Here is a 20930-nt window from a genome sequence, read left to right as displayed (position 1 = left end):
GTCGGGGACCGGTCGCCGCCCCACCGCCGGCCCGCCCGCCGGGGCGCCGGGTCGGTCGGTCGGTCGTGCGGGACGCGCAGGAGGCGCGCTGGGTCAGACGGCGGCCGGGTAGGTCGGGTACTCCACGCCGGAGACGTGCTGGACGACCCGGATGACCTGGCAGGAGTAGCCGAACTCGTTGTCGTACCAGAGGTAGAGGATGGCGTTGTCGCCGTCGACCTTGGTGGCGCCGGCGTCGACGATCGAGGCGTGCCGCGAGCCGACGAAGTCCATGGAGACGGCGTCGGGGGCGGTCGTGAAGTCGATCTGGCGCTTCAGCGGCGAGTGCAGCGAGACCTCGCGGAGGTAGTCGAGGACCTCCTCGCGGGTGGTCTCGCGGCCCAGGCGCAGGCTGAGGATGGCGATCGAGACGTCCGGGACGGGGACGCGGATCGAGCTGCCGGTGATGGGCGCCTTGAGGTCGGGGAGCGCCTTGGCGACCGCGGAGGCGGCACCGGTCTCCGTGATGACCATGTTCAGCGGCGCGCTGCGGCCACGGCGGTCGGCCTTGTGGTAGTTGTCCAGCAGGTTCTGGTCGTTCGTGAACGAGTGGACGGTCTCGACGTGCCCGCGCAGGACGCCGTACTCGTCGTCCATGGCCTTCAGCGGCGGGACGATCGCGTTGGTGGTGCAGGACGCGCAGGACAGGATCCGCTCGTCCGGCTTGATCGTGTCGTGGTTGACGCCGTGCACGATGTTCGGGACGTCGCCCTTGCCGGGAGCGGTCAGGACGACCTTGTCGATGCCCGGACGCAGGTGCGTCGACAGGCCCTCGCGGTCGCGCCACTTGCCGGTGTTGTCGATGAGGATGGCGTCGTTGATGCCGTACGCCGTGTAGTCGATCTCCGACGGGTCGTTCGCGTAGATCACCTTGATGGCGTTGCCGTTGGCGATGATCGTGCTCGTCGCCTCGTCCACGGTGATGGTGCCCTGGAACTGGCCGTGGATGGAGTCGCGCCGCAGCAGCGAGGCGCGCTTGACGAGGTCCGCCTCGCCACCGCCGCGCACGACGATGGCGCGCAGCCGCAGTCCGTTGCCGGAGCCGGCCTTCTCGATGAGCAGGCGGGCGACGAGGCGGCCGATGCGGCCGAAGCCGTAGAGGACGACGTCGCGGGGCTTGCACCGCTCGATCTTGTTCTCACCCGTGGCGCCGGCGACGGCCTCCGCGGTGAACTCCGCGACCGACAGACCGCGGTCGTCGGTCTTGTACTCGGCGGCCAGCATGCCCAGGTCGATCTGGGAAGGGCCGAGGTCCAGTGCGGTCAGCGCCTCCAGGAACGGCAGCGTCTCGGTGACCGAGAGCTCACCGCCGGGCATCTGCCGGGCGAACCGGTGGGTCTTGAGAATGCTGACCACCGACTTGTTCACCAAGGAGCGGCTGTGCAGCAGGACTGTGACGTCCCGCTCGCGGTGCAGCTTCCCGATGATCGGGATCATCGACTCCGCGATCTCTTCGCGGTTCTTCCAGTTGGTGAACGAGTCCTCGTTGACAGTCACAGGTTTATCTTTCGAGCTAGGCGGCGCTCATATGCTAACCCCACCGTACTTTGATCCTTCACGCGGTCCGCCCCAGCGCGGCCTCCGGCACGTCTTCCCAGCTCAGCCGCACCCTTCACCCGCACGGCTCATCCCCCACGGCGCCTTCCTCCCCCCGGTCCCATGCTCGAAGCAGCGAACCGCAAGCCGCCGGCCGGGTCGGCCCGGGAGGAGGCAGGTCATGACGAGTCCGCCGGGCCCGCCCGCCGCGCCCCCGGCGGCGCCGGTGCCTCCCGTGCCCGGGGAGGGTGAGCCGGCCCCCGCGGCGAGGAAGTTCGCCTTCCCGAGCGCGCTGACGATCCTCGCCCTGGTCACGGTGGCGGTCTGGCTGCTGGCCTTCCTCGTCCCGGCCGGCGAGTACGACCGCGACGCGGACGGCGCGCCCGTCGCCGGCACCTACCACCGGGTCCCCGGCAGCCGGAGCTTCACCGAGCGCCTGAACGACCTCTTCCTCGCCCCCGTCAACGGCCTGTACGGCATCCGGGACCCCGTCACCCAGGAGGTCGGCCCGACCTTCACCGGAGCCCTGTACGGCAGCGCGGGCGTCTTCCTCTTCGTCCTCGCCATCGGCGCGTTCATCACCGTCGTCTTCGCCACCGGCGCCCTCGACCGGGGGATCGCCCTCCTGGCGCACCGGCTCCGCGACCGGGGCGCGCTGCTGATCGCCGCCGTGATGCTGGTCTTCTCCGTCCTCGGCACGGTGGAGGGCTTCGCGGAGGAGACCCTCGGCTTCTACGGCCTGCTGGTGCCGATGATGCTGGCCCTCGGCTACGACCGGCTCGTCGCCGCCGGCACCGCCATCCTCGGCGCGGGCATCGGCGTGCTGTGCTCGACGGTGAACCCCTTCGCCACCGGCGTGGCCTCCTCGGCCGCCGGCATCTCCCTCGGCGACGGCATCGCGCTGCGCGCGGCGATGTGGGTGGTGCTCACCCCCGTCACGATCCTCTACGTCACCCGGTACGCGCGCCGCGTCGAGAAGGACCCGGCGAAGTCCCTGTGCGGGTTCCTGCCCGGCGACCGGGAGCAGAAGGCGACCGGCGCCGACGTGGTGGAACCGGAACTGACCCGCCTGCACAAGACGGTGCTGGTGGTGCTCGTCCTGGTCTTCGGTTTCATGATCTTCTCGGTGGTGCCCTGGGCGGGCGCGCTCACCGGCCGGGCGGACGCGGCCGCGTACTCCTGGGAGCTGGACTGGTCGTTCCCGGAGCTGTCGGCGCTGTTCATGTGCGCGTCCGTGCTGGTGGGCCTGGTGGCGCGGATGGGCGAGGCGAAGCTGAGCTCCACGATCATCCAGGGCGCCGCCGACTTCATCTCGCCGGCCCTGGTCATCATGCTGGCCCGCGGGGTCACGGTCATCATGAACAACTCGAAGATCACCGACACCATCCTCCACTCGATCGAGGGCGTGGTCGAGGGCACCTCGTCCGGGGTCTTCGCGGTGATGGTGTTCGTGGTCAACCTGCCGCTGGCGTTCCTGATCCCCTCGACCTCCGGGCACGCCACCCTCGCCATGCCGATCCTGGCCCCGCTGGCGGACTTCGCCGGGGTCTCGCGCGCGCTGGTGGTGACGGCCTGGCAGGCGGCGAGCGGCTGGATGAACCTCTGGGTGCCGACCACCGCCGTCACCATCGGCGGCGTGGCGCTCGCCAAGGTCGGCTACGACAAGTACCTGCGCTTCGTCTGGCCGTTGCTCGCGATCCTCGCCGTGCTGATCTGCGGCTTCCTGGTGGTGGGCGCGACGGTGTCGCCCTGACCGGGGGCCGCGCGTCCCGGGTACGCCTGCCCGGGTACGCCGCGGGTTCCGGGTACGCCGGAGGGGCGCGACCCCGCGGGATCGCGCCCCTCCGTCCGGTTCTCTCGGCCGCTCAGCCGGGCGTCAGCCCGCCTCGGAACCGCCGAAGCGCTCCCGGTACGACTCCAGGTCCTCTTCCGTGACCCGAGCGAACAGCACGGGCGGCACGGTGAACGGCGTGCCCGCCGGGACCGCGTCCAGCGACTTCGCCTGCTCGGGGGTGATCCACGTCGCCGTGTCGTCGGCGAGCGCGAACGAGGAGCGCATGGCGCGCGCCGAGGCCGGGATGAACGGCTCCGAGACCACCGAGTAGAGGTGGATCAGGTTCATCGCGGTGCGCAGCGTGAGCGCCGCGCCCTCCAGGTCGGTCTTGACCTCCAGCCAGGGCGCCTTCTCGTCGAGGTAGGCGTTGCCGGCCGACCACAGCGCGCGCAGCGCGGCCGCGGCCTTGCGGTACTGGAGGGACTCCATGTGGCCCTCGTACTCGGCCAGCAGCTCCGCGATCTGCTCGCCGAGCCTGGCCTCGGCCTCGCCCGCCGGGCTGCCCGCCGGGACCTCGTCGCCGAACTTCTTGCGGGAGAAGGTCAGCACGCGGTTGACGAAGTTGCCGAGGGTGCCGCCGAGGTCCTTGTTGACCGTGGCGGCGAAGTGCTCCCACGTGAAGGAGGAGTCGTCGGACTCGGGCGCGTTGGCGATGAGGAAGTAGCGCCAGAAGTCGGCCGGCAGGGTCGCGAGGGCCTGGTCGGTGAAGACGCCGCGCTTCTGCGAGGTGGAGAACTTGCCGCCGTAGTACGTCAGCCAGTTGAAGGCCTTGACGTAGTCGACCTTCTTCCACGGCTCGCGGGTGCCGAGCTCGGTGGCCGGGAACATCACCGTGTGGAACGGGACGTTGTCCTTGGCCATGAACTGCGTGTAGCGCACGTCCTCGGCCTCGTACCACCAGGACTTGTAGTCGCGGTTCGCCGGGTCGGCGTCCGCCCACTCCTTGGTGGAGGCGATGTACTCGATCGGCGCGTCGAACCAGACGTAGAAGACCTTGCCCTCGGCGGCCAGTTCGGGCCAGGTGTCGGCCGGGACCGGCACGCCCCAGTCGAGGTCACGGGTGATGGCGCGGTCGTGCAGGCCCTCGGTCAGCCACTTGCGGGCGATCGAGGACGCCAGCTGCGGCCACTCCTCCTCGTGCTCCGCGACCCAGGCCTCCACCTCGACCTGGAGCTTGGACTGGAGGAGGAAGAGGTGCTTGGTCTCGCGGACCTCCAGCTCGGTGGAGCCGGAGATGGCCGAGCGCGGCTCGATCAGGTCCGTGGGGTCCAGGACGCGGGTGCAGTTCTCGCACTGGTCGCCGCGTGCCTTGTCGTAGCCGCAGTGCGGGCAGGTGCCCTCGACGTAGCGGTCCGGCAGGAAGCGGCCGTCGACCGGCGAGTAGACCTGCCGGATCGCGCGCTCCTCGATGAAGCCGTTCTCCTGCAGGCGGCGCGCGAAGTGCTGCGTGATCTCGGCGTTCTGCCGCGAGGAGCTGCGGCCGAAGTAGTCGAAGGACAGCTCGAAGCCGTCGTAGACCGCCTTCTGGGCGTCGTGCGCCTGCGCGCAGAACTCGGCGACCGAGAGTCCGGCCTCCTTGGCGGCGAGTTCGGCGGGGGTGCCGTGCTCGTCGGTGGCGCAGATGTAGAGGACGTCGTGGCCGCGCTGGCGGAGGTACCGGGAGTACACATCCGCCGGAAGCATCGACCCGACCATGTTGCCCAGGTGCTTGATCCCGTTGATGTAGGGAAGCGCGCTGGTGATCAGGTGTCGAGCCATCCTCGGATGCTCCATTTCATATCTGCGGTATCACGTGGCCTGTCGGGCGATGATGCGGTTCATCGTATCGAACCGGCCAAAGGCCGCGTCCCGCTTTTTCACTGGGTGGACATACGCGAAAGCGAGGGCAGTGACCTCTCCGTCACGGCCCTCGCAATGGGCCAATGCTACAGGTGGCGGGCGGTGACACCGACCCGTCAGTCCCGGCCCCCGCCGCCGCCGTCGAGGGCGGTGACGCGGCCGCCGCTCGCGAGCCGGCCGGTCAGCTCGACCGCGGCGGCCTCCGGTCCGGCCGGTGCGGCGAGGGTCCGGCCCCGCGCCTCGGCCCGGACCGCGCCGCTCGCGGTGATCCCCGTGATCTCGCGGCTGCCTGCGGCGAGCAGGTACCAGCGGCCGGCCGGCGACCGCCACCGGGTGCCCGCGAGCAGGTGCTGGCCGAACCGGCCGCAGGCCGCCGTGTCCGGGGCCCGCGCCACGTCCTGCGGCGGCCCGGCCGCCGGGCTGAGCCGGACCAGTACGTCGCCGGGCCCGGCCCAGGAGGAGGCCCGGGTACAGGACCAGACGGCCCGGCCGCCGCCGTCGGGCAGCTCCGAGGAGGCGAACTCCCAGATGTTGACGGCGCGCACGCCGCCGTCGCGCATGCCGCGCATCTCGGGCAGCCGGCAGGCGGTGGCGGCCCAGGCCGCCCGGGCGGCCGCTCCGGTGGCCTCGCGGGGCTGGCGCGCGGCGACGGCGCCGGGACCGTCGGGCAGCGGGGTGTAGGTGAGGTGGACGGGGGTCAGCGTGCCCAGGTCGGCGAGGACGAAGGAGTGCTTCTCCACGATGCGGGCGGAGGAGGTGACTTCGAGGGCGGGCCAGGCCGCGCAGGCACCGGCGGTACGGGGCACCTCGACCGGGGCGGTGACCCCGTCGGCGGCGAAGGCCAGCGGCTTCGCGTCCTCCCCGGCCCGGAGCAGGTCGCGGGTGCCGGCGGCGGCGATCCAGGGGGCGAGGAGGTAGCGGGCCCGGCCGCCGTCGTGGCCGCGGACCAGGGTGAGCGCGGCGGCGGTGGTGACGCCGGCCTCGTCGGTACGGGCGAAGTCGAGCTCCCGCGCCCCGCGCCCGGCGACGGCCTCGGCGTACCGGACCACCCGGTCGCCGTCGAGCAGGAGCACCACGGCCCGCCCGTCACTGTCCCCCGCGTACAACAGCTGCGGCGCCCTGCGGGGCGGATCCGTACCCACCCCCGGCGCGGCACGGACCACCACCCCGCCGCCGACGGCCCCGACCGGCACGACCCCACGCCGACCGCCCGAAACCAGCGGCCCCGGGCCCTGGTACACCCCGCCCGCAGCGTCCCGGCCCGGGGCGTCCCGGCCCGAGACCGCCGAGCCCAGAGCGGCCGAGCCCGAGACCGCCGAGCCCAGGGCGGCCGGAACCAGGGCGGCCCGTCCCAAGACGGCCGGGCCCAAGACGGCCGGGCCCAAGACGGGCGAGCCCAGGGCAGCCGGGTCCGAGGGAGCCGAGCCCCGGGTGGCCCGGCCTTGGGCGACCCGGCCCCAGACGGCCGAGCCCGAGACCGCCGAGCCCAGGGCGGCCCGACCCACGGCGGCCCGGCCCGAGACGGGCGAGCCCAAGGCAGCCGAGCCCAATGCAGCCCGGCCCGGGGTGGCCCGGCCCGGGGTGGCCCGGCCCACGGCGGGTGGGCCCGGGGTGGCCCGGCCCACGGCGGGTGGGCCCGGGGTGGGTTGGGGTGGGGCGGGGGCGTGCGGCGGGCTCGCGGTGGACCAGGCGCCCAGGGCCCGGCTGAGGAGTGCGCGGTCGGTGGTGCGGCCGCCTCGGGCTGGCCAGGCGGTGAAGTCGACGCGGGCCGTGTCGGCCCAGGCCTGCGCCGGGACCCGCTCCAGCCGGGCCGGGTCCAGGACGTCGACGGCCACGGGCCGGGAAGCGTGGGGCCGGGCCGCGCCGTCGACGGCGAGCGCCCCGGCGACGACGGCGAGCGCGGCCGCCGCGGCCCACCCGGCCCGGACCCGGCGGCGCCGGCGGAGCAGGTCGGTGGGGCGGGTGCTGACCACGCCGGCGTCGAACTCCGGGCGCCGCAGCTCCCGCAGGAGCGTTTCACCGACCCCCAGGGCGAGGGCCTGCGCCATGGCGTCGGCGGGCGCGCCGGCCGCGCCGAGCAGCCGGGCGGCCGTCTCCTCGGGGAGCCCGTCCACGCGGTGCAGGACGAAGGCCGCCCGGACCGGCGCGGGCGCCCCCGCCAGCAGCCGGGCGACTTCCTCGATGCCGCCTGCCGGCGGCCACAGCCGCAGCCCCCACACGAACGGCGGGACCGGCGGCCAGCCCGCCCGGGCCAGCGCGGCACCGGTCCGCCCGGCGGGGGCGAGGCAGCCGCGCAGGACCCGTACCCGCACCTCGGCGAGCGGGCCGCCGGAGCCATCGAGACCGCCTGGCCCGCCCGGGCCGGCGGCCGCGCCCCGCCGCGGCAGCGCGCGCTGCACCGCCCTGTGGGCCAGCAGCACCCGGCCGTGCCGCCCGAGGGAATCGGGGAGGGTGAGGTAGGCGAGCCGTACGAGTCGGGGGTACTGCTCGACGAGGACCGCCTCGGCCTGTTCGACGGCGGTGGAGCGGAAGCGCGGTGATGTGCTCACGTATCCGACAAACGAGTGAATCGTGCGATGGTCACACGCGGTGCACCGACCTCCGCCGAGCGGCATATGCATCCGCGCTGGTTACCGGCCCGACCGGTCGAAGTCGGTCAAGAGTCGATCATCACCGAACGTAATATTTCCAGGTTTCCTCTCTGCGCCCCCGGGCGTGCCCGCGCTGACAGGCTGGCGGTGCGGCGCACAGGGGATGAGGTGGAACGGTGAACGATGGCGGACCGGAGGAGTCCGGTGGGGCGGTCGGGCTGCCCAGCCGACGGCGGCGGCCGACTCCGATGAGCCAGTGGGGCCCGGCCGCGCGCCTGTCCTACTGGGCGTTCCACGCCAACCGGCGGCCCTCCTACATGCGCTTCGCGTACCTGCAGCTCGGCTCCGACGCCGCCGCCGAGGACGCCGTGGACGCCACCTTCGACGCGTTGATGAGCGAGTGGCTGCGGATGCTGCACATGGACCGCCTCGACGCCTACGCCTGGACGGTGCTCAAGCAGCGCCTCGCCGACCGGCAGCAGCGCCGCAGCCCCTGGCCCCGGCCGATGGACATCAGCGCCTTCGAGGCCGCGCTCAAGGAGGCCCACGCCGACCGGTACGAGGTGCTGACCGACACCATCCGCTTCTACTCGGCCGTCTCCCGCCTCGCCGAGCGGCAGCGCGACGCCGTCGTCCTGCGCTACGGACTCCAGTGCAGCCCCGGTGAGGCCGCCGCCGTGATGGGCGTCGACGAGGCCACCGTCCGCACGCACCTCGGCCAGGCGCACCGGCGGCTCGCCCGCCTGCTCGACACGTCCGCCGAATCATGAGGCGGCGCGAGCGGCCCGAGTGGCCCGACAGCGACGGAACCCCCCGTTCCCTGACCGAGTTCCTGGAGCGGGCGGGGGTCCGCGACCGGTATCCGCACTACGACCTCGGCGCCGCCGAGGCCCGCCTGCTGCGCGTGCCGCGGGCGCTCGGCGCGGCCGTCGGCCGCTCCCGCCGCCGGTCGGCGGGGTGGAGCGACCCCGCCCGGGACCGCCCGCTCGACTCCGAGCGGGCCCGGCGCGACCTCAAGGCCGCCTGCCTGGCCGCGGTGTGCGCGCCCGCGGCGGAGGCGGAGCTCGCGTCGTTCTCCGCCGGCGATCGCACCGACCTGGCCGGCGCCGTGGTCTTCGGCTGCCTCCTGCACCTCGCGGGGCTGCGCGAGGGCTCCCGGTTCTGGTGGCAGTTCGCCGCCGGGTCGGGCGGCCCCCGGACCGCGCACGCCGCGTACTGCCTCTTCCTCGACCACTCCCGCCGTGGCGAGCACCACGACGCCGGCGTCTGGGCGCGCGAGCTCGGCCGACGCGGGTTCCGGCCCGGCGGACCGCGCGACCTGCGGGAGGTCCGGCTGTGCGCGCAGGCCGCCGTCCTGCGGTACGTGGACCAGCTCGACGATCCCGACGTGGGACCGGTGCCGCTGCCGAGACCGGGGCTGGCGGGGGTGCTGGGCGCGTTCCACCCCCCACCACCGCCGGCCGGGCCGCCGGCGACCGTCGGGGTCCCGGCGATGCGGCCGGGCCGCCCCGCGCCCGCGCCCGCCCTCCCCCGCCCCCTGCCCCTCCTCCTCGCCCTCGCCCCGCTGCGGCATCCGGCGCTGACGGCCGCCGCGCGCGGGTGCATCCCGCCGGCCCACGGCACCGAGGCGCTGGCGCAGGCACGCCGCGCGCTGGCCGTCGTACGCGTACTGGAACGGCACCCGCTGGGCGTGCGGGCCGCCCAGCTGGGGCGGGAGGCGGGGCTCGCCGGGCCGGAGTTACGGCCGTTGCTGGCGATGCTGTGCGAGGAGGAGTACGCGGACCCGCTGGGCGCGGGCGCCTTCGGCCGGGGGCCCGCCCTGGACCGGCTCGCCGCTCCCGGCGGCCGGGGTCTGGCGGGCCAGCTCCAGCGCACCCTGGCCCTGGCCCGGGACAGCGCGGGCGCAGCCGTGTACCTCAGCCGGTACGCGGAGGGCGAGGTGCTGATCACCCAGATGGCCGACGGGCCCGGGACCCCGCCGGTGCGGGAGTGGGTGGACTTCCGGGCGGCCGCGCACGCGAGCGCCGTCGGGAAGTGCCTGCTGACGCAGCTCGACCACGACGGCCGGGCCGACCACGTGGCCCGGCACCGCCCGGCCCGGCTCACCCCGCGCACGATCACCGACAGCCGGACCCTGTTCAGCGCCCTCGACGCGGTGGCTCCGGGCGCCCCCGTCTTCGACCTGCGGGAGTACTCCCCCGGCGTCGTCTGCTCGGCGGTGCCCCTCACCATCGGGAACGCCGCCGCGTGTCTCGCGCTGTCCCTGCCCGTGCCGCACGCGCACCGCCTGCGGCACGCCACGGAAGCGCTGCGCCGAAAAGCCGTGCCGGTGCTGCTGGCACTGCTGCTGACGGGCACGATCCCGCCGGAGGTCGGGGCGGGGGGCCCGGCGAAGGCCCCCGCGGACACCCCGGTGGCGGCGCCCGCACCGGTTCCCCGGCCGGCCGGGGTCACCCCGGAGACCCTGCGGCATCTGCGCAGGCTGTTCCGTACCCCCCTCACCCGGGCGAGCGCCCCCGCGCCCGGGGGGCCGCACCTGGTCAGCGACCCGGCGACGGCGGCGGCCTACCTGTTCGACGCCGTCCCGGAGGCCGGCGGCGGGCAGCCCCGGCTCGCGCTGCCGCACACCTTCGCCCCGCTCCGCCCGGGGAGCCTGCCGACCCCGGACGGCCTGGTGGTCCTGGGCACCACCTGAACCCCGGCCGGGTCAGCCGGCCGGTACGAAGGAGTCCAGGGCGGTGTCGAAGTGGCTGCGGGCCTCGGCGAGCCGGCCGACGGGCGCCGACACCCAGACGTCGTACATGCGGCCGTTCTCGTCCCAGCAGACGTCGAAGGTGTGCCGGGGGCCCTCGGCGGCGCTGAAACCGTTCCAGGTGAACTCCCAGAGGGCGGCGGGCCGTCCGTTGTGCGTCGTCGCGACGACGGAGTGGTCGCGGAAGCCCGGGTTGGTGTCCGCGCCGTTCGCGTCGGAGCGCCGCATCGCGCCGAGCGGGCCGTCGGCCGCCGCCGGGTCGACCTTGATGCCGATGCGGAAGGCCCCGTCCGGGGACACGTAGAAGACCCGCCGGTCGTCGGTGGAGCGCTGGTAGCCGACGGGGACGGTGATGCGGAAGCCCTGGCGGTCGGTCACGCTCCGGTACCCGGCGGGCGCGGGCTCGGCCGCGACGGTACGGGCGGCGGGCGGCGGGGCGGCCGCCGTCGGGGGGCGGGTGTCGGCGGGCTTGGCGTCGGCGGTGGGCGGGGCGCTCGCGCCGGGGGTCGCGGCGGCCGGCGAGGCGGGCGCCGCGCCCGAGGCCGAGGGGGTCCCGGGGGTGGCCGGGGCGGTGGCGGTCCCGGCGGCCCGGCCGGCCGCCGGGCGGTCGCCGAGGTAGGAGGTCACGGCGACGGCGCCGACGACGGCCGCGACGACCAGCGCGGCCACCAGCCCCACCCGCAGCGCGGCGGGGCGGGCAGGGCGGGGTCCGGCCGCCGCGGGTCCGGTGGACGGGACCGAGTGCTCGGTCGGCGCGTACCCGGGAGGCGTCCGGCCGGCCGGAAGCGGCCCGGGCGGCGGGGTCGGCGGAGTAGGCGGAGTAGGAGCGGACGACACGGGCGGCGGGGGCGGCCCGGGGGCGCGTTCCACCAGCGGGACCCGCCCGGTGGTCACGTACGCCGTGAGCAGCCGCCCCGCCTCGGCCGCCGCCAGCCGCCGCTCCGGGTCGCGTTCCAGCAGGCCGCGGATGACCGGGGCCAGCGGCCCCGCCTGCGCGGGCGGCCGGATCTCGTCGTACACGACGGCGTGCAGCACCCCGCCGAGCGAGTCCCGGTGGAAGGGCGACTCGCCGGTCAGCGCGGCGCACAGCAGCGCCCCGAGCGACCACAGGTCGCAGGAGGGTCCGGCGGCGGCGCCCTGCATGCGCTCGGGCGAGGTGTACTCGGGCGAGCCGACGAAGGCGCCGGTCTCGCTGATGGTGGTGGATCCGACGAGGCTGGCGATGCCGAAGTCGGTGAGCACCACGCGTTCGCTGCCCGCCTCCATCAGTACGTTGGCGGGTTTGACGTCGCGGTGCAGGACCCCACGGTCGTGGGCCGCGGTCAGCGCGCCGAGCAGGGCGAGCCCGGTACGGGCGGTGTCGCCGACGCTCAACGGGCCCTCGGTGGCGAGCCGGTCGGCGAGCGAGCCGCCCTCCACGAGCTCCATGACGATGAAGGGGTGCCCCTCGTGCTCCACGACGTCGTGGACGACGACGACGTGCGGATGCTTGACCTGGGCGACGGTACGCGCCTCCCGCAGCGCCTTGGTGGCCTCCGTACCGCCGTCGACGTGGAGCTCCTTGACGGCGACCGGGCGTCCGAGGAGTTCGTCGGTGGCGCGCCAGACGGTGCCCATGCCGCCCCTGCCCAGCCGCTTCCCCAGACGGTAACGCCCGGCGATCAGTTTGCTGTTGCCCGGCTCGTCCTGCGACACGTTCGCTCCCCCTCGGCCCGTTCCATGGCCATGATGCCGCACACGTCAGGGGCCGTGTCGGTGGCTCATGAGAGTGTTCGTCCGGGCCCCGGCGGCTTTTCTGCCGCGCCGGGACCCGGGAAACACAGATCACCGAGGGGATTTACGTGCTGACGCACACCAGGGCCACGACCATGCGACGCTCCGCGCGCACCGCCGCGATCGCGCTCGCCGCACTGCTTCTGGCCGCGTGCGGGCCATTCGCGGGCGAGGGGGACGGGGCGAAGGCGTCCAAGGCCTCCGAGGCTCCCGTGAAGACGCTGCGCCTCGGCGAGCCGAGCACGCAGACGACGGAGCTCACCCACAACGGAAAGACGGGCAAGTTCACCATCACCGCGCAGCGGGTGGTCGTGGGCAAGGCCTCGGACCTGGACGAGCTGAAGGACGAGAAGTACAAGGGCTGGGTGCCGGTCTGGGTGTACGTCAACGCCAAGCTCGTCGACGGGGACGCGCCGATGACCGGCGCCATGGTGATGTCGGACGTGGGCGTGCGCACCGCCGACGACGTACCGGTCACCCGCCTGCTGATGATGGGCCAGGACTTGACCAGCAAGCCGGCCGGCTGCGAGGACGACGCCCCCGCCGCCGAGTGGAAGAAGGGCGACGACCACACGCGGTGCGCGTCGTACCTGGTGCCCGAGGGCAAGCCGGCCGCGTTCGTCACCTTCTCGCGGGGCTACTACAAGGAACCGCTGAAGTGGGCGGTGCAGTAGGAAAGAAGGAGCTGGGACGCCTCCGCCCACCGGCCGGGGGCGTCCCGAACCTCCGGGGCCTCCGGGGCCTAGGATCTAGAGGGCATCGCTGACGGCTCCGGGGGGCTGACGTGGAACCCATCACCATCGGTACCCGACTGGCCTCGGCCGTCATCGGCCCGTTGATCAGGAAGGTCTTCGCCGCCGAGGGCCCGGGCGCCGGGCTCGTCGACGAGCCGGTCCGGATCTCCTCGTACGTCTCGTTCCGGGGCGAGAAGCGCTCGCTCACCGAGGCGGACGTCCGCGGCCTCGCCGCCACCCTCGTCCGACGGGCCGTCGCCGCGGGCGAACGCCCCGTACCGGCCGACGAGGAACAGGCCGTCGTCGACGCCCTCGCCACCACGCTCCACGCCCTCGGCGACCTCACGCTCACGGACGTGGACGCCGTCCGCCTCGGGCGCGCCGAGTTCGTGCGCGAGCTGCGCCGCGCGAGCGGGAACCCGGAGCGCCATCTCGGCGCCGACGCCACGTACTTCCACGCGCGGCTGCTCGACGCCGCCGCCGACCAGATCCTGCACTTCTTCACGCAGCGCTCGACCTTCGTGGCCCGAGCGCTGGTCGAACAGTCGCGCGGGATCGGCGAGTTGACGGCCAAGACGGACGAGCTGATCCGCCGCAGCCCGCTCCCCGAGGGCGCGGACGCCGCGTTCGAGGCCGAGTACCTGCCCTACCTGGCCAGGAGGCACGGCACGCTCACGATCTACGGGATCGACCTCGCCCACTCCCCCACCCGGTGGCCGCTGGACGTGGCGTACCTGAGCCTGGAGGCGGCCCCGCCGGTGCCCGCGCGGGCGACGGCGCGCCGGCCGAGCCCCGATCCCACCGCCCCCTACCGGGACGCGCACCCGCGTCCGGCCGGGCCCCGGGCCGCGGACCAGGTCCTGGCGCACGACCGCCGGGTGCTCCTGCGGGGCGAGGCCGGCTCGGGGAAGACCACCCTCGTGCAGTGGCTGGCCGTCACGGCCGCCCGCCGGACGAGGACGGGGACGGGGACCGGGCAGCCGGCGTACCTGCACGGCCGCGTCCCCTTCGTCCTCCCCCTGCGCACGCTCACGCGGGGCGGCGAACGCCTGCCCGCCCCCAGGGACTTCCTCGCCGCGACCGACTGCCCGCTCGCCGGCGCCCAGCCGGCGGGCTGGGAGCACCGGGTCCTCGCGGCGGGGCGCGGCCTGGTCCTGATCGACGGCATCGACGAGATCCCCGACCCGGAGCGGGCGCGGGTCCGGCGCTGGCTGCGGGAGCTGACCGACACGTACGACGGCGACAACCGGTGGCTGGTGACGTCCCGCCCGTCGGCCGTGGGGCAGGACTGGCTCGCGGAGGACGGGTTCGCCGAGCTGACGCTGTCCGCGATGGGTCCCGCCGACATCGCGACCTTCATCAGGCGCTGGCACGACGCCGCGCGGGCCGAGGGCCGCGACACGGCCGGCCTCGACGCGTACGAGGGCCAGTTGCTCGGCGCGGTCCGGACCAAACCGGACCTCGGCCGGCTGGCGACCAACCCGCTGATGTGCGGCCTGATCTGCGCGCTGCACCGGGACCGGCGGGGCTACCTCCCGCACGGCCGCAAGGACCTGTACGAGGCCGCGCTCTCGATGCTGCTGAGCCGTCGCGACCGCGAGCGGGACATGGCCGTTCCGGACCTCCGGGAGGAGCCGCAGCTCGACCTGCTGCAACGGCTCGCGTACTGGCTGATCAAGAACGGCCGTACCGGGATGGACCGGGCGCGGGCTCAGGACATCGTCGGCCGGGCGCTGCCCGCGGTCCCCGAGGCGGCGGCCCTCGGCGCCGCGCCGGCCGTGTTCGAGCACTTCCTCCAGCGCAGCGGGCTGCTCCGCGAGCCGGTGCCCGGCACGGTGGAGTTCGTCCACCGCACTTTCCAGGACTTCCTCGGGGCGCGGGCCGCCGTGGAGGAGGGCGACTTCGGGCTGCTCGGCCGGCACGCGGCCGACGACCAGTGGGAGGACGTCATCCGCATGGCGGTCGCCCTCGCCCGCCCCGCGGAGCGCGTGGCGATCCTGCGGGACCTGCTGGCCATCGGCGACGCCGACGGGGGCGGGCGGACGAAGGCCCGGGTCTACCTGCTGGCAGCGGCCTGCCTGGAACACGCGACGACCCTCGACCCGGCCGTGCGCGAGGCGGTGGAGGAGCGCACGGCCACCCTGATCCCGCCGAGGGACGAGGAGGAGGCCCGCGCCCTGGCGGAGGTCGGCCCGCTGGTCCTGGACCTGCTGCCGGGCCCGGAGGGTCTCGACGACGCCACGGCCCTCCAGGTGACCATCGCCGCCTCGCACGTGAAGTCGGAAGGCGCGCTGTCCTTCCTGTCCCGCTTCGCCAGGCACGCCTCGCTGGACGTCCGCTCCCAGCTGCTCTGGTCCTGGTCCCGCTTCGACACCGCCCGGTACGCCGACGAGATCATCGCGCTCCTGGACCCGTCCGGTCTGGACTACACGGTCACGGCCGATGCCCAGCTGCACCACCTGGACCGCCTCGGACTACGGCCGGGCCGCCTGGACGTCAGGCCCGGCGTCTCCCTCCCGGCGCTCGCCTCCTTCGTCTCCCGCACCAGCCTGTGCGAACTCACCCTCACCCACGACACGGTGACGGACCTGGGATTCCTGGCGGAGCAGACCGGACTGGAGGTACTCAGGCTCCGCAGCTGCCCCGCCCTCACGGACCTCTCCGCCCTCTCCGCACTGCCCATCTGGGCCATGGAGATCGACACCGGAGCCGAGATCGACCTGGATCCGGTGACGCGTCTGCGGGCCCTCGAATACCTCGCGCTCGTCAGCCCCTCCATCCCCTCGGCCGATGACTGGCAGAGGCTGTGCGCCCTGCCCGCGCTCTGCGCGATGACGATGCAAACCACCGTGTTCGCGACCCTGCCCGCCACCGCGGTGTTCACGGAGGTCACCGAACTGGCCCTCCTGACCGACGACGGCCGGACCGCACAAGCGGCCCTCCACCTGCTCCCCCGCGCCTTCCCCAAGCTGCGGTCCGTCAATATGGCGGGTCAGCTGGCGCCGGACACGGACCTCGACATCACCCCGCTGGCCGGACTGCGGGACCTCCGGCGGGCGCGCGTCATGGTGGGAACCGACCGTGTCCACGGGAAGGACGCCATGCCCTCCACCGTGGACGTACACGTCCTCCACTGACCGGCGCAGCGCCCCAACGCAAAGAACCCCACCGAAGTGGGGTTCTCGCTTTTGTGTCCGAGGGGGGACTTGAACTCTCCACTCGGGCACCAGCCTGGCGACCTCGCCCGCTCGGTCAGGCTTTCTCGATGGCCTCGAAGATGTCGGCGTCGGTCTCCTGCTGCCACTTCGGCAGGTCGGGCCAGTCGGCCACGTACCCCGGCTTGGGGTCCTCGAAGTGCTTGAACATCTGAGCGGTCCAGCACGTCGCGACGAACCGGCTCTTCTGCTCGCGGGACAGCCTCGATGCGTGCCCGCCGCTGATCTCGATGAACTGCCGGACCTGGTCGTAGACCGAGCCAGCGGCCTCGCGCTCCCAATGCGGGGTGTCGTCCCAAGGCGTCACGTACCCGGCCTTCGGCTCCCCCGGGAAGTGCTGGTGCACTCCCGCGATCCAGGCTTCGCGGAACACCCGGGCGCCCTCGGTCTGCGACATGCCAACCCCTCTCGTCATGGCGTGCTGAGCGCGGCGATCTCCGCCCCCAGCTCCGCTACGCGGTGGTCCCTGCTCAGGGGGCCGAACTCGTCGCACAGGGTCCGGAGTCTACGGGCGACGTATCCGGAGGAAGAGGCTTGGGCCAGGCGGAGGGCTTCCCGGCCGTACGCGACGACGTGTTCGGGGTCGCGCCGTTTGGCGCCGATGACGGCGAGGTCGGCAAGGACGGCGCCGCGCCGTCGGTAGGACTGCCTGGAGGCAAGGGCGGTCTGCTCCAGTGCCCGCCTCAAGGCTTCCTCCGCCAGGTCGAGCCGTCCGAGCTGGACGTAGCGTGCTCCCCGTTCCTCGGCCAGCCGCGTCCCGTCGAACCGCAGCCACCCGCCGTTGGTGCTGCCCGCGCTCAGGCCCATGACGTGCTCCGCCTGGTCCAAGGCGCGCTCGCATGCGGTGAGGTCGCCCAGGCCGGCGTACGCCTCCGCCTGGACGGCGGCGACCCAGTACCGCGTGGCGAGGGCGCCGTCACCTCGCTCGGCCAGCCGCTCCGCGGCTCCCAGGACCTGGGCCGCCTGCCGGTAGCGCCGTTGCGACATGTCCACGTAGGCGTGCCGGACGAGTGCGCACGCCCACAGGTCGTAGGCTCCGGCGTCCCTGCTGACGGATGCCGCGAGGGCATAGGAGGCAGCAGCGTCGGTGTACCGGTTCGCGTCGAACGCAACTTCCCCGGCCAGTTGGAAGAGGTCGGCTGCCGCGCTCAGGAGCGGGCGGGAGTTGCCTCGGGTGTCGGCCGCGAGGGCTTCGTTCAGGGTGGTCAGTTGGTCGCGGACGACGGGGTAGACGGACCCCTTTGACCGGGCCAGTTGGTAGACCTGCCAGAGGTGACCGTTCATCCGCGCGAAGTCACCGGGTGCGCCCCTGAAGACCCCGTCGGAGAGGGCTTCCGCCTCGTCCAGCGGCAAGGCGGTCAGCGCCCCGCTGACGGTGAGGATGCGGAGGAATTCGCGGCGGATCACTTCGTCTGGGTCTCCCGCACTCGGGTGGTCACTGGGCTGCTGGCATCTGGCCGTCCGGCTTGCGGCTCGCGGCTGTGTCAGAAGGGCGTCCAGCTCTTGAAGGCTCACTTCGAGGGCGGCTGCCAAGCCTGGCCGCTGAGGCGGCTGCGGTGCGATCTTGCCGCTCTCCCAGCGTCCGACCGTTGTGCGGTCCACGCCAAGTAACTCGGCCAATTTCTCCTGACTGTAACCCAGGGTCTTGCGCCGTTCCGCCAGTCCCATGACGCCCCGCTTCCCCTGGCCTGAACCCACGGCGCTCCCGTGCACGGATGTGCGTCAAGAGTGCCGCATTGATGCCGTGGAGGGCTCGGACTCCCCGCGCTTTCCTTGGTGTTGTCGCAAACGGGCACGGGGCAAACCTGCGGAAGGGTGCGGACGTGGCAACGGAGAACGGCATGGCGCGCGATGGTTTCGGTTCCGCCCAGTCTCATGACCTCGGAGCTGACCGCCGCGTTCTCATGACCCTTCGGGTATCCCGCGACTCGGGTCGCACCTGGCAGCAGAGCACCAGCGTCCAGGAGGGTGACGCATTCGTCATCCTGTCCGACCCGGGGCGATACCCGCCCTGCGGGTGCGCCCGCTGCACGGGCCACCAGTCGCTGTCCGCCACGTCGCTCCGCCCGGCTGACATCGAGCCGAGGACGGCGTGAGGTCTGGCTTACGGAACCGGGTGCTGCGCCGCTTCGGCCGGTACTCAGGCCCGCTCTACCTGGCCATGGTCCTCGGCGGCTCGGCCGTGTTCCTCGCCGGAGCCCTTGCGACGCGGTAGCTGCCTCGAAGGCTGCCGCCCTCCCGTTCCTCCCGCCGGATTCCCGGCGGGTGTTCCCGAGTAGAGAGGTATGTCCGATGGTGGAAGAGAACATCGGTTCGGCGGCCCCCGAGGGGGGTGGCCTGCTCGTCGCGAAGCGGAAGATCGTCGCCGCGCGCACCCGCGCCGAGCAGGAGTCCGACGTCAGTAGCGGCCGTTCCGACGGCAACGACTAGCGGGGCTGCCCACGATGCTTGATGCAGCCTCGTGGGCGGGGCGTCTGGGCGGGGACACGTTCCTCGCCCAGACGTACCACCGCTCCTACGCGCACTTCCCCGGCACCGCCGACACGGCGGGCCTGTTCTCCTGGGGCGACCTCAACCGGATCATCGCCACGCAGCGACTGGAGCCGCCCCGGCTGCGCCTGTCGGCCGACGGCGAGATGGTCCCCCTTCACCGCTACGCGATCCCGACCACGAACCGCCGCGCGGTGACCTGGTCCCGCATCCAGCCGGCCGACTTCCACGCCCAGCTCAAGGACGGTGCGTCGCTGGTCCTCGACGCGGTCGAGAAGATCCACCCGGCGGTGGGTTCGGCTGCCGAAGGTCTTGAACGGTTCCTCGGCACGTCCGTACAGGCCAACGCGTACGCGTCCTGGACTGATCGCGAGGGCTTCGGCCTGCACTGGGACGACCACGATGTGGTGGTAGTGCAGGTTCACGGCTCGAAGCGCTGGCGCTTGCACGGCTCCACCCGTGAGGCTCCGACCTTCCGGGACGTGGAGTCGCCGGAGAGGCCCGAGGGCGACCCGGTGGCGGACATCATTCTCGCTCCCGGTGATGTGCTCTACCTACCGCGCGGCTGGTGGCACGCGGTCACAGCCGACCAGGGGACGGAGTCGCTGCACCTGACGTTCGGCATGGTCCCGCACACGGGCGCGGACCTCATGCTCTGGGTCGTCGATCAGCTCCGATCGTCCCTCGCACTGCGCAGGGACATCCCGCGGTTCGCCTCACTGAGCGAGCACTCCCACTTCATCGCCGCGCTACGTGGTGAGGTGCTGAACGAGCTGGCCGATCCCCGGTTGGTGGAGCGGTGGGCTGAGTCGATCGACACGACCGACTTGGGGCACGCGATCCCCTCGCTGCCCTACGTGGACGGGCTGCCCGCACGTCCGGAGATCACGGTGAAGTTGACCGCCCCTCGGGGCCGTCTGACCGTGAACCGTGCCCACAGCACGGTTACGTTCTCGGCGGCCGGTACCGCCTGGGACTTCGCCGAGTCGGCCGCGCCCGTCCTCGGCACGCTGCTGACCGGTCAGCCGACCACTCTCGGCGAGATGGCCGGCTCCGCCGGACTGGAGATCAAAGACGTGGCCGAGTTGGTCTCCGCCCTCATCGAGGGCCATGCCGTCGCAGTCGTAGGGACCGCGCTGTGAGCGCCTTTCTCTCCCTGGGGACATACCGCGTGCGTGCCGTCAGCCAGGCGGCACGCACCGCCCTGGCTGCCGGTAGCCCCTGGGTGGACACGGCACCCAACTACGCCCATGGCCGCGCGCATGAGGAACTGCGCCCGGTTCTTGGGGAGTACCCGAGCGTGCGCGTGGCTACGAAGACGGGGTTCTTCACGGAAGAGCAAGGCCGCACCGCCCTGGCTGAGGGCACGCTCACCCGGGAAGAGACGGCTAGTCGACACAGCCTCGAACCGGGCTTCGTTCGCTGGCAGACGGAGCGTTCGTTGACCACACTCGGCCGCGTGGACCTGATGTTCGTGCACAACCCCGAGCACCACTCGCACGGCCTTGACCATGCCGCTCTGCACTGGCGTGTGCGGGAAGCCTTCACGGCGTTGGAAGAGTTCGCCCATGCGGGCAGGATCGGCGGGTACGGCGTCGCCACCTGGACGGGCCTGACCTCCGAAGCGTTCACGGTTCCCGAGTTGCTCGCGCTCGCCCGACAGGCGGCGGGCTCCGCCGAGCACCACTTCACGGCGTTGCAGATGCCCGTCAGCCTGGTCATGGACGACCTGATCAGACAGGCGCTCGACGGCGGCGGACCGCTGGTGCAGGCGAAGGACGCGGGGCTGATCACGTTCGGCTCCGCTCCTCTGCACGGTGGCGAACTGCTGGAGGCCATGACACCCGAACTGGTGGACTTCATCCGCCCCGGCCTGTCGGCCGCCGCCGCTGCCCTGCTGGCTGCCGGATCGTGCCCCGGTCTCGATGTCGTACTGACTTCCGCGAGCACGCGCGAGCACTGGGACGATGCGGCGAAGGCTCTGGCTGCTCCCCTGACGGCCGAGGAACTGAGAAGGGTGACCGATGAACTCGCCGCCGAATGAGGACGTACAGACCCTGATGGAGGCCGCTCACGACCGGGCGGCCAATGCGCTGGGTCTCACGTGCACGGGTCCGCCGACATGGG

At 73.2% G+C, this 20930-nt stretch carries 14 protein-coding genes and 1 pseudogene; 9 read left to right on the top strand and 6 right to left on the bottom strand.

Going from position 1 to position 20930, the window contains the following annotated elements; genetic code table 11:
• Positions 1 to 93: 93 nt before the first annotated feature.
• Positions 94 to 1536 carry a glyceraldehyde-3-phosphate dehydrogenase gene (locus EES41_RS29070; protein WP_123080981.1) on the bottom strand — a complete coding sequence of 481 codons (1443 nt, stop codon included), beginning with the start codon at positions 1534 to 1536 and terminating at the stop codon, positions 94 to 96.
• Between the two features lie 220 nt (positions 1537 to 1756).
• Between EES41_RS29070 and EES41_RS29065 the strand changes: the two genes are divergently transcribed.
• Positions 1757 to 3328 (top strand): YfcC family protein, encoded by a 1572-nt coding sequence (locus EES41_RS29065; protein WP_123080980.1) that lies wholly within the window; start codon positions 1757 to 1759, stop codon positions 3326 to 3328.
• 123 nt (positions 3329 to 3451) lie between these two features.
• Here the strand turns inward: EES41_RS29065 and metG are convergent, their stop codons facing one another.
• Together metG and EES41_RS29055 are read right to left on the bottom strand one after the other, a co-directional pair.
• A complete protein-coding gene (gene metG / locus EES41_RS29060) occupies positions 3452 to 5167 on the bottom strand; it encodes a methionine--tRNA ligase (protein ID WP_123080979.1) in 1716 nt (571 codons plus the stop codon).
• A 197-nt stretch (positions 5168 to 5364) separates the two neighbouring features.
• Entirely contained in the window at positions 5365 to 7797 is a 2433-nt protein-coding gene (locus EES41_RS29055) for a hypothetical protein (protein ID WP_123080978.1), read from the bottom strand.
• A gap of 218 nt (positions 7798 to 8015) precedes the next feature.
• Between EES41_RS29055 and EES41_RS29050 the strand changes: the two genes are divergently transcribed.
• Complete coding sequence (locus tag EES41_RS29050; RefSeq protein WP_254211597.1) at positions 8016 to 8609, top strand: sigma-70 family RNA polymerase sigma factor; 594 nt, start codon at positions 8016 to 8018, stop codon at positions 8607 to 8609.
• Between the two features lie 833 nt (positions 8610 to 9442).
• Positions 9443 to 10189: pseudogene (locus EES41_RS43195) on the top strand (IclR family transcriptional regulator C-terminal domain-containing protein); the annotation flags it as partial.
• Positions 10190 to 10546: 357 nt separating this feature from the next.
• On the opposite strand, the gene EES41_RS29040 reads toward EES41_RS43195, so the two are convergent.
• Positions 10547 to 12286 (bottom strand): serine/threonine-protein kinase, encoded by a 1740-nt coding sequence (locus EES41_RS29040; protein WP_302186171.1) that lies wholly within the window; start codon positions 12284 to 12286, stop codon positions 10547 to 10549.
• 146 nt (positions 12287 to 12432) lie between these two features.
• Here EES41_RS29040 and EES41_RS29035 point away from each other — a divergent pair, with 146 nt between their 5' ends.
• Both EES41_RS29035 and EES41_RS29030 read left to right on the top strand, forming a co-directional pair.
• A complete protein-coding gene (locus EES41_RS29035) occupies positions 12433 to 13038 on the top strand; it encodes a hypothetical protein (protein ID WP_123080977.1) in 606 nt (201 codons plus the stop codon).
• Between the two features lie 110 nt (positions 13039 to 13148).
• Entirely contained in the window at positions 13149 to 16235 is a 3087-nt protein-coding gene (locus EES41_RS29030) for an NACHT domain-containing NTPase (RefSeq protein ID WP_123080976.1), read from the top strand.
• Positions 16236 to 16350: 115 nt separating this feature from the next.
• Here the strand turns inward: EES41_RS29030 and EES41_RS29025 are convergent, their stop codons facing one another.
• Both EES41_RS29025 and EES41_RS29020 read right to left on the bottom strand, forming a co-directional pair.
• Positions 16351 to 16710 carry a hypothetical protein gene (locus EES41_RS29025; RefSeq protein ID WP_123080975.1) on the bottom strand — a complete coding sequence of 120 codons (360 nt, stop codon included), beginning with the start codon at positions 16708 to 16710 and terminating at the stop codon, positions 16351 to 16353.
• A 14-nt stretch (positions 16711 to 16724) separates the two neighbouring features.
• On the bottom strand, positions 16725 to 17981 hold the full coding sequence (locus tag EES41_RS29020; protein ID WP_123080974.1) for a helix-turn-helix domain-containing protein: 1257 nt from the start codon (positions 17979 to 17981) through the stop codon (positions 16725 to 16727).
• 424 nt (positions 17982 to 18405) lie between these two features.
• Here EES41_RS29020 and EES41_RS43890 point away from each other — a divergent pair, with 424 nt between their 5' ends.
• The 4 genes from EES41_RS43890 to EES41_RS29005 all read left to right on the top strand — a co-directional run bounded on the left by EES41_RS43890 (position 18406) and on the right by EES41_RS29005 (position 20847).
• On the top strand, positions 18406 to 18528 hold the full coding sequence (locus EES41_RS43890; protein WP_302186170.1) for a hypothetical protein: 123 nt from the start codon (positions 18406 to 18408) through the stop codon (positions 18526 to 18528).
• Positions 18529 to 18605: 77 nt separating this feature from the next.
• Positions 18606 to 18743: a hypothetical protein gene (locus tag EES41_RS41620; RefSeq protein WP_164495966.1), complete on the top strand. Its 138-nt coding sequence runs from the start codon at positions 18606 to 18608 to the stop codon at positions 18741 to 18743.
• A 14-nt stretch (positions 18744 to 18757) separates the two neighbouring features.
• Complete coding sequence (locus tag EES41_RS29010; protein WP_123080973.1) at positions 18758 to 19945, top strand: cupin domain-containing protein; 1188 nt, start codon at positions 18758 to 18760, stop codon at positions 19943 to 19945.
• Positions 19942 to 20847, top strand: coding sequence for an aldo/keto reductase (locus EES41_RS29005; protein ID WP_123080972.1), 906 nt, complete (start codon positions 19942 to 19944; stop codon positions 20845 to 20847). Before EES41_RS29010 ends, EES41_RS29005 begins: the two co-directional genes overlap by 4 nt.
• The last annotated feature ends 83 nt before the right edge of the window (positions 20848 to 20930 follow it).

Origin of the sequence: Streptomyces sp. ADI95-16 (assembly GCF_003721495.1) — a bacterium.
Taxonomy (GTDB): Bacteria; Actinomycetota; Actinomycetes; order Streptomycetales; family Streptomycetaceae; genus Streptomyces; species Streptomyces goshikiensis.
Note: the sequence above shows the minus strand (reverse complement) of the source record. Positions and strands in the feature narration are given on the sequence as shown.

Excerpts from the sequence above, each read along its gene's own strand:
- EES41_RS29065 (WP_123080980.1), top strand. The coding sequence starts at position 1,757 with ATGACGAGTCCGCCGGGCCCGCCCGCCGCGCCCCCGGCGGCGCCGGTG.
- EES41_RS29010 (WP_123080973.1), top strand. The coding sequence starts at position 18,758 with ATGCTTGATGCAGCCTCGTGGGCGGGGCGTCTGGGCGGGGACACGTTC.
- metG (WP_123080979.1), bottom strand. The coding sequence starts at position 5,167 with ATGGCTCGACACCTGATCACCAGCGCGCTTCCCTACATCAACGGGATC.
- EES41_RS41620 (WP_164495966.1), top strand. The coding sequence starts at position 18,606 with ATGGTGGAAGAGAACATCGGTTCGGCGGCCCCCGAGGGGGGTGGCCTG.
- EES41_RS29025 (WP_123080975.1), bottom strand. The coding sequence starts at position 16,710 with ATGTCGCAGACCGAGGGCGCCCGGGTGTTCCGCGAAGCCTGGATCGCG.
- EES41_RS29020 (WP_123080974.1), bottom strand. The coding sequence starts at position 17,981 with ATGGGACTGGCGGAACGGCGCAAGACCCTGGGTTACAGTCAGGAGAAA.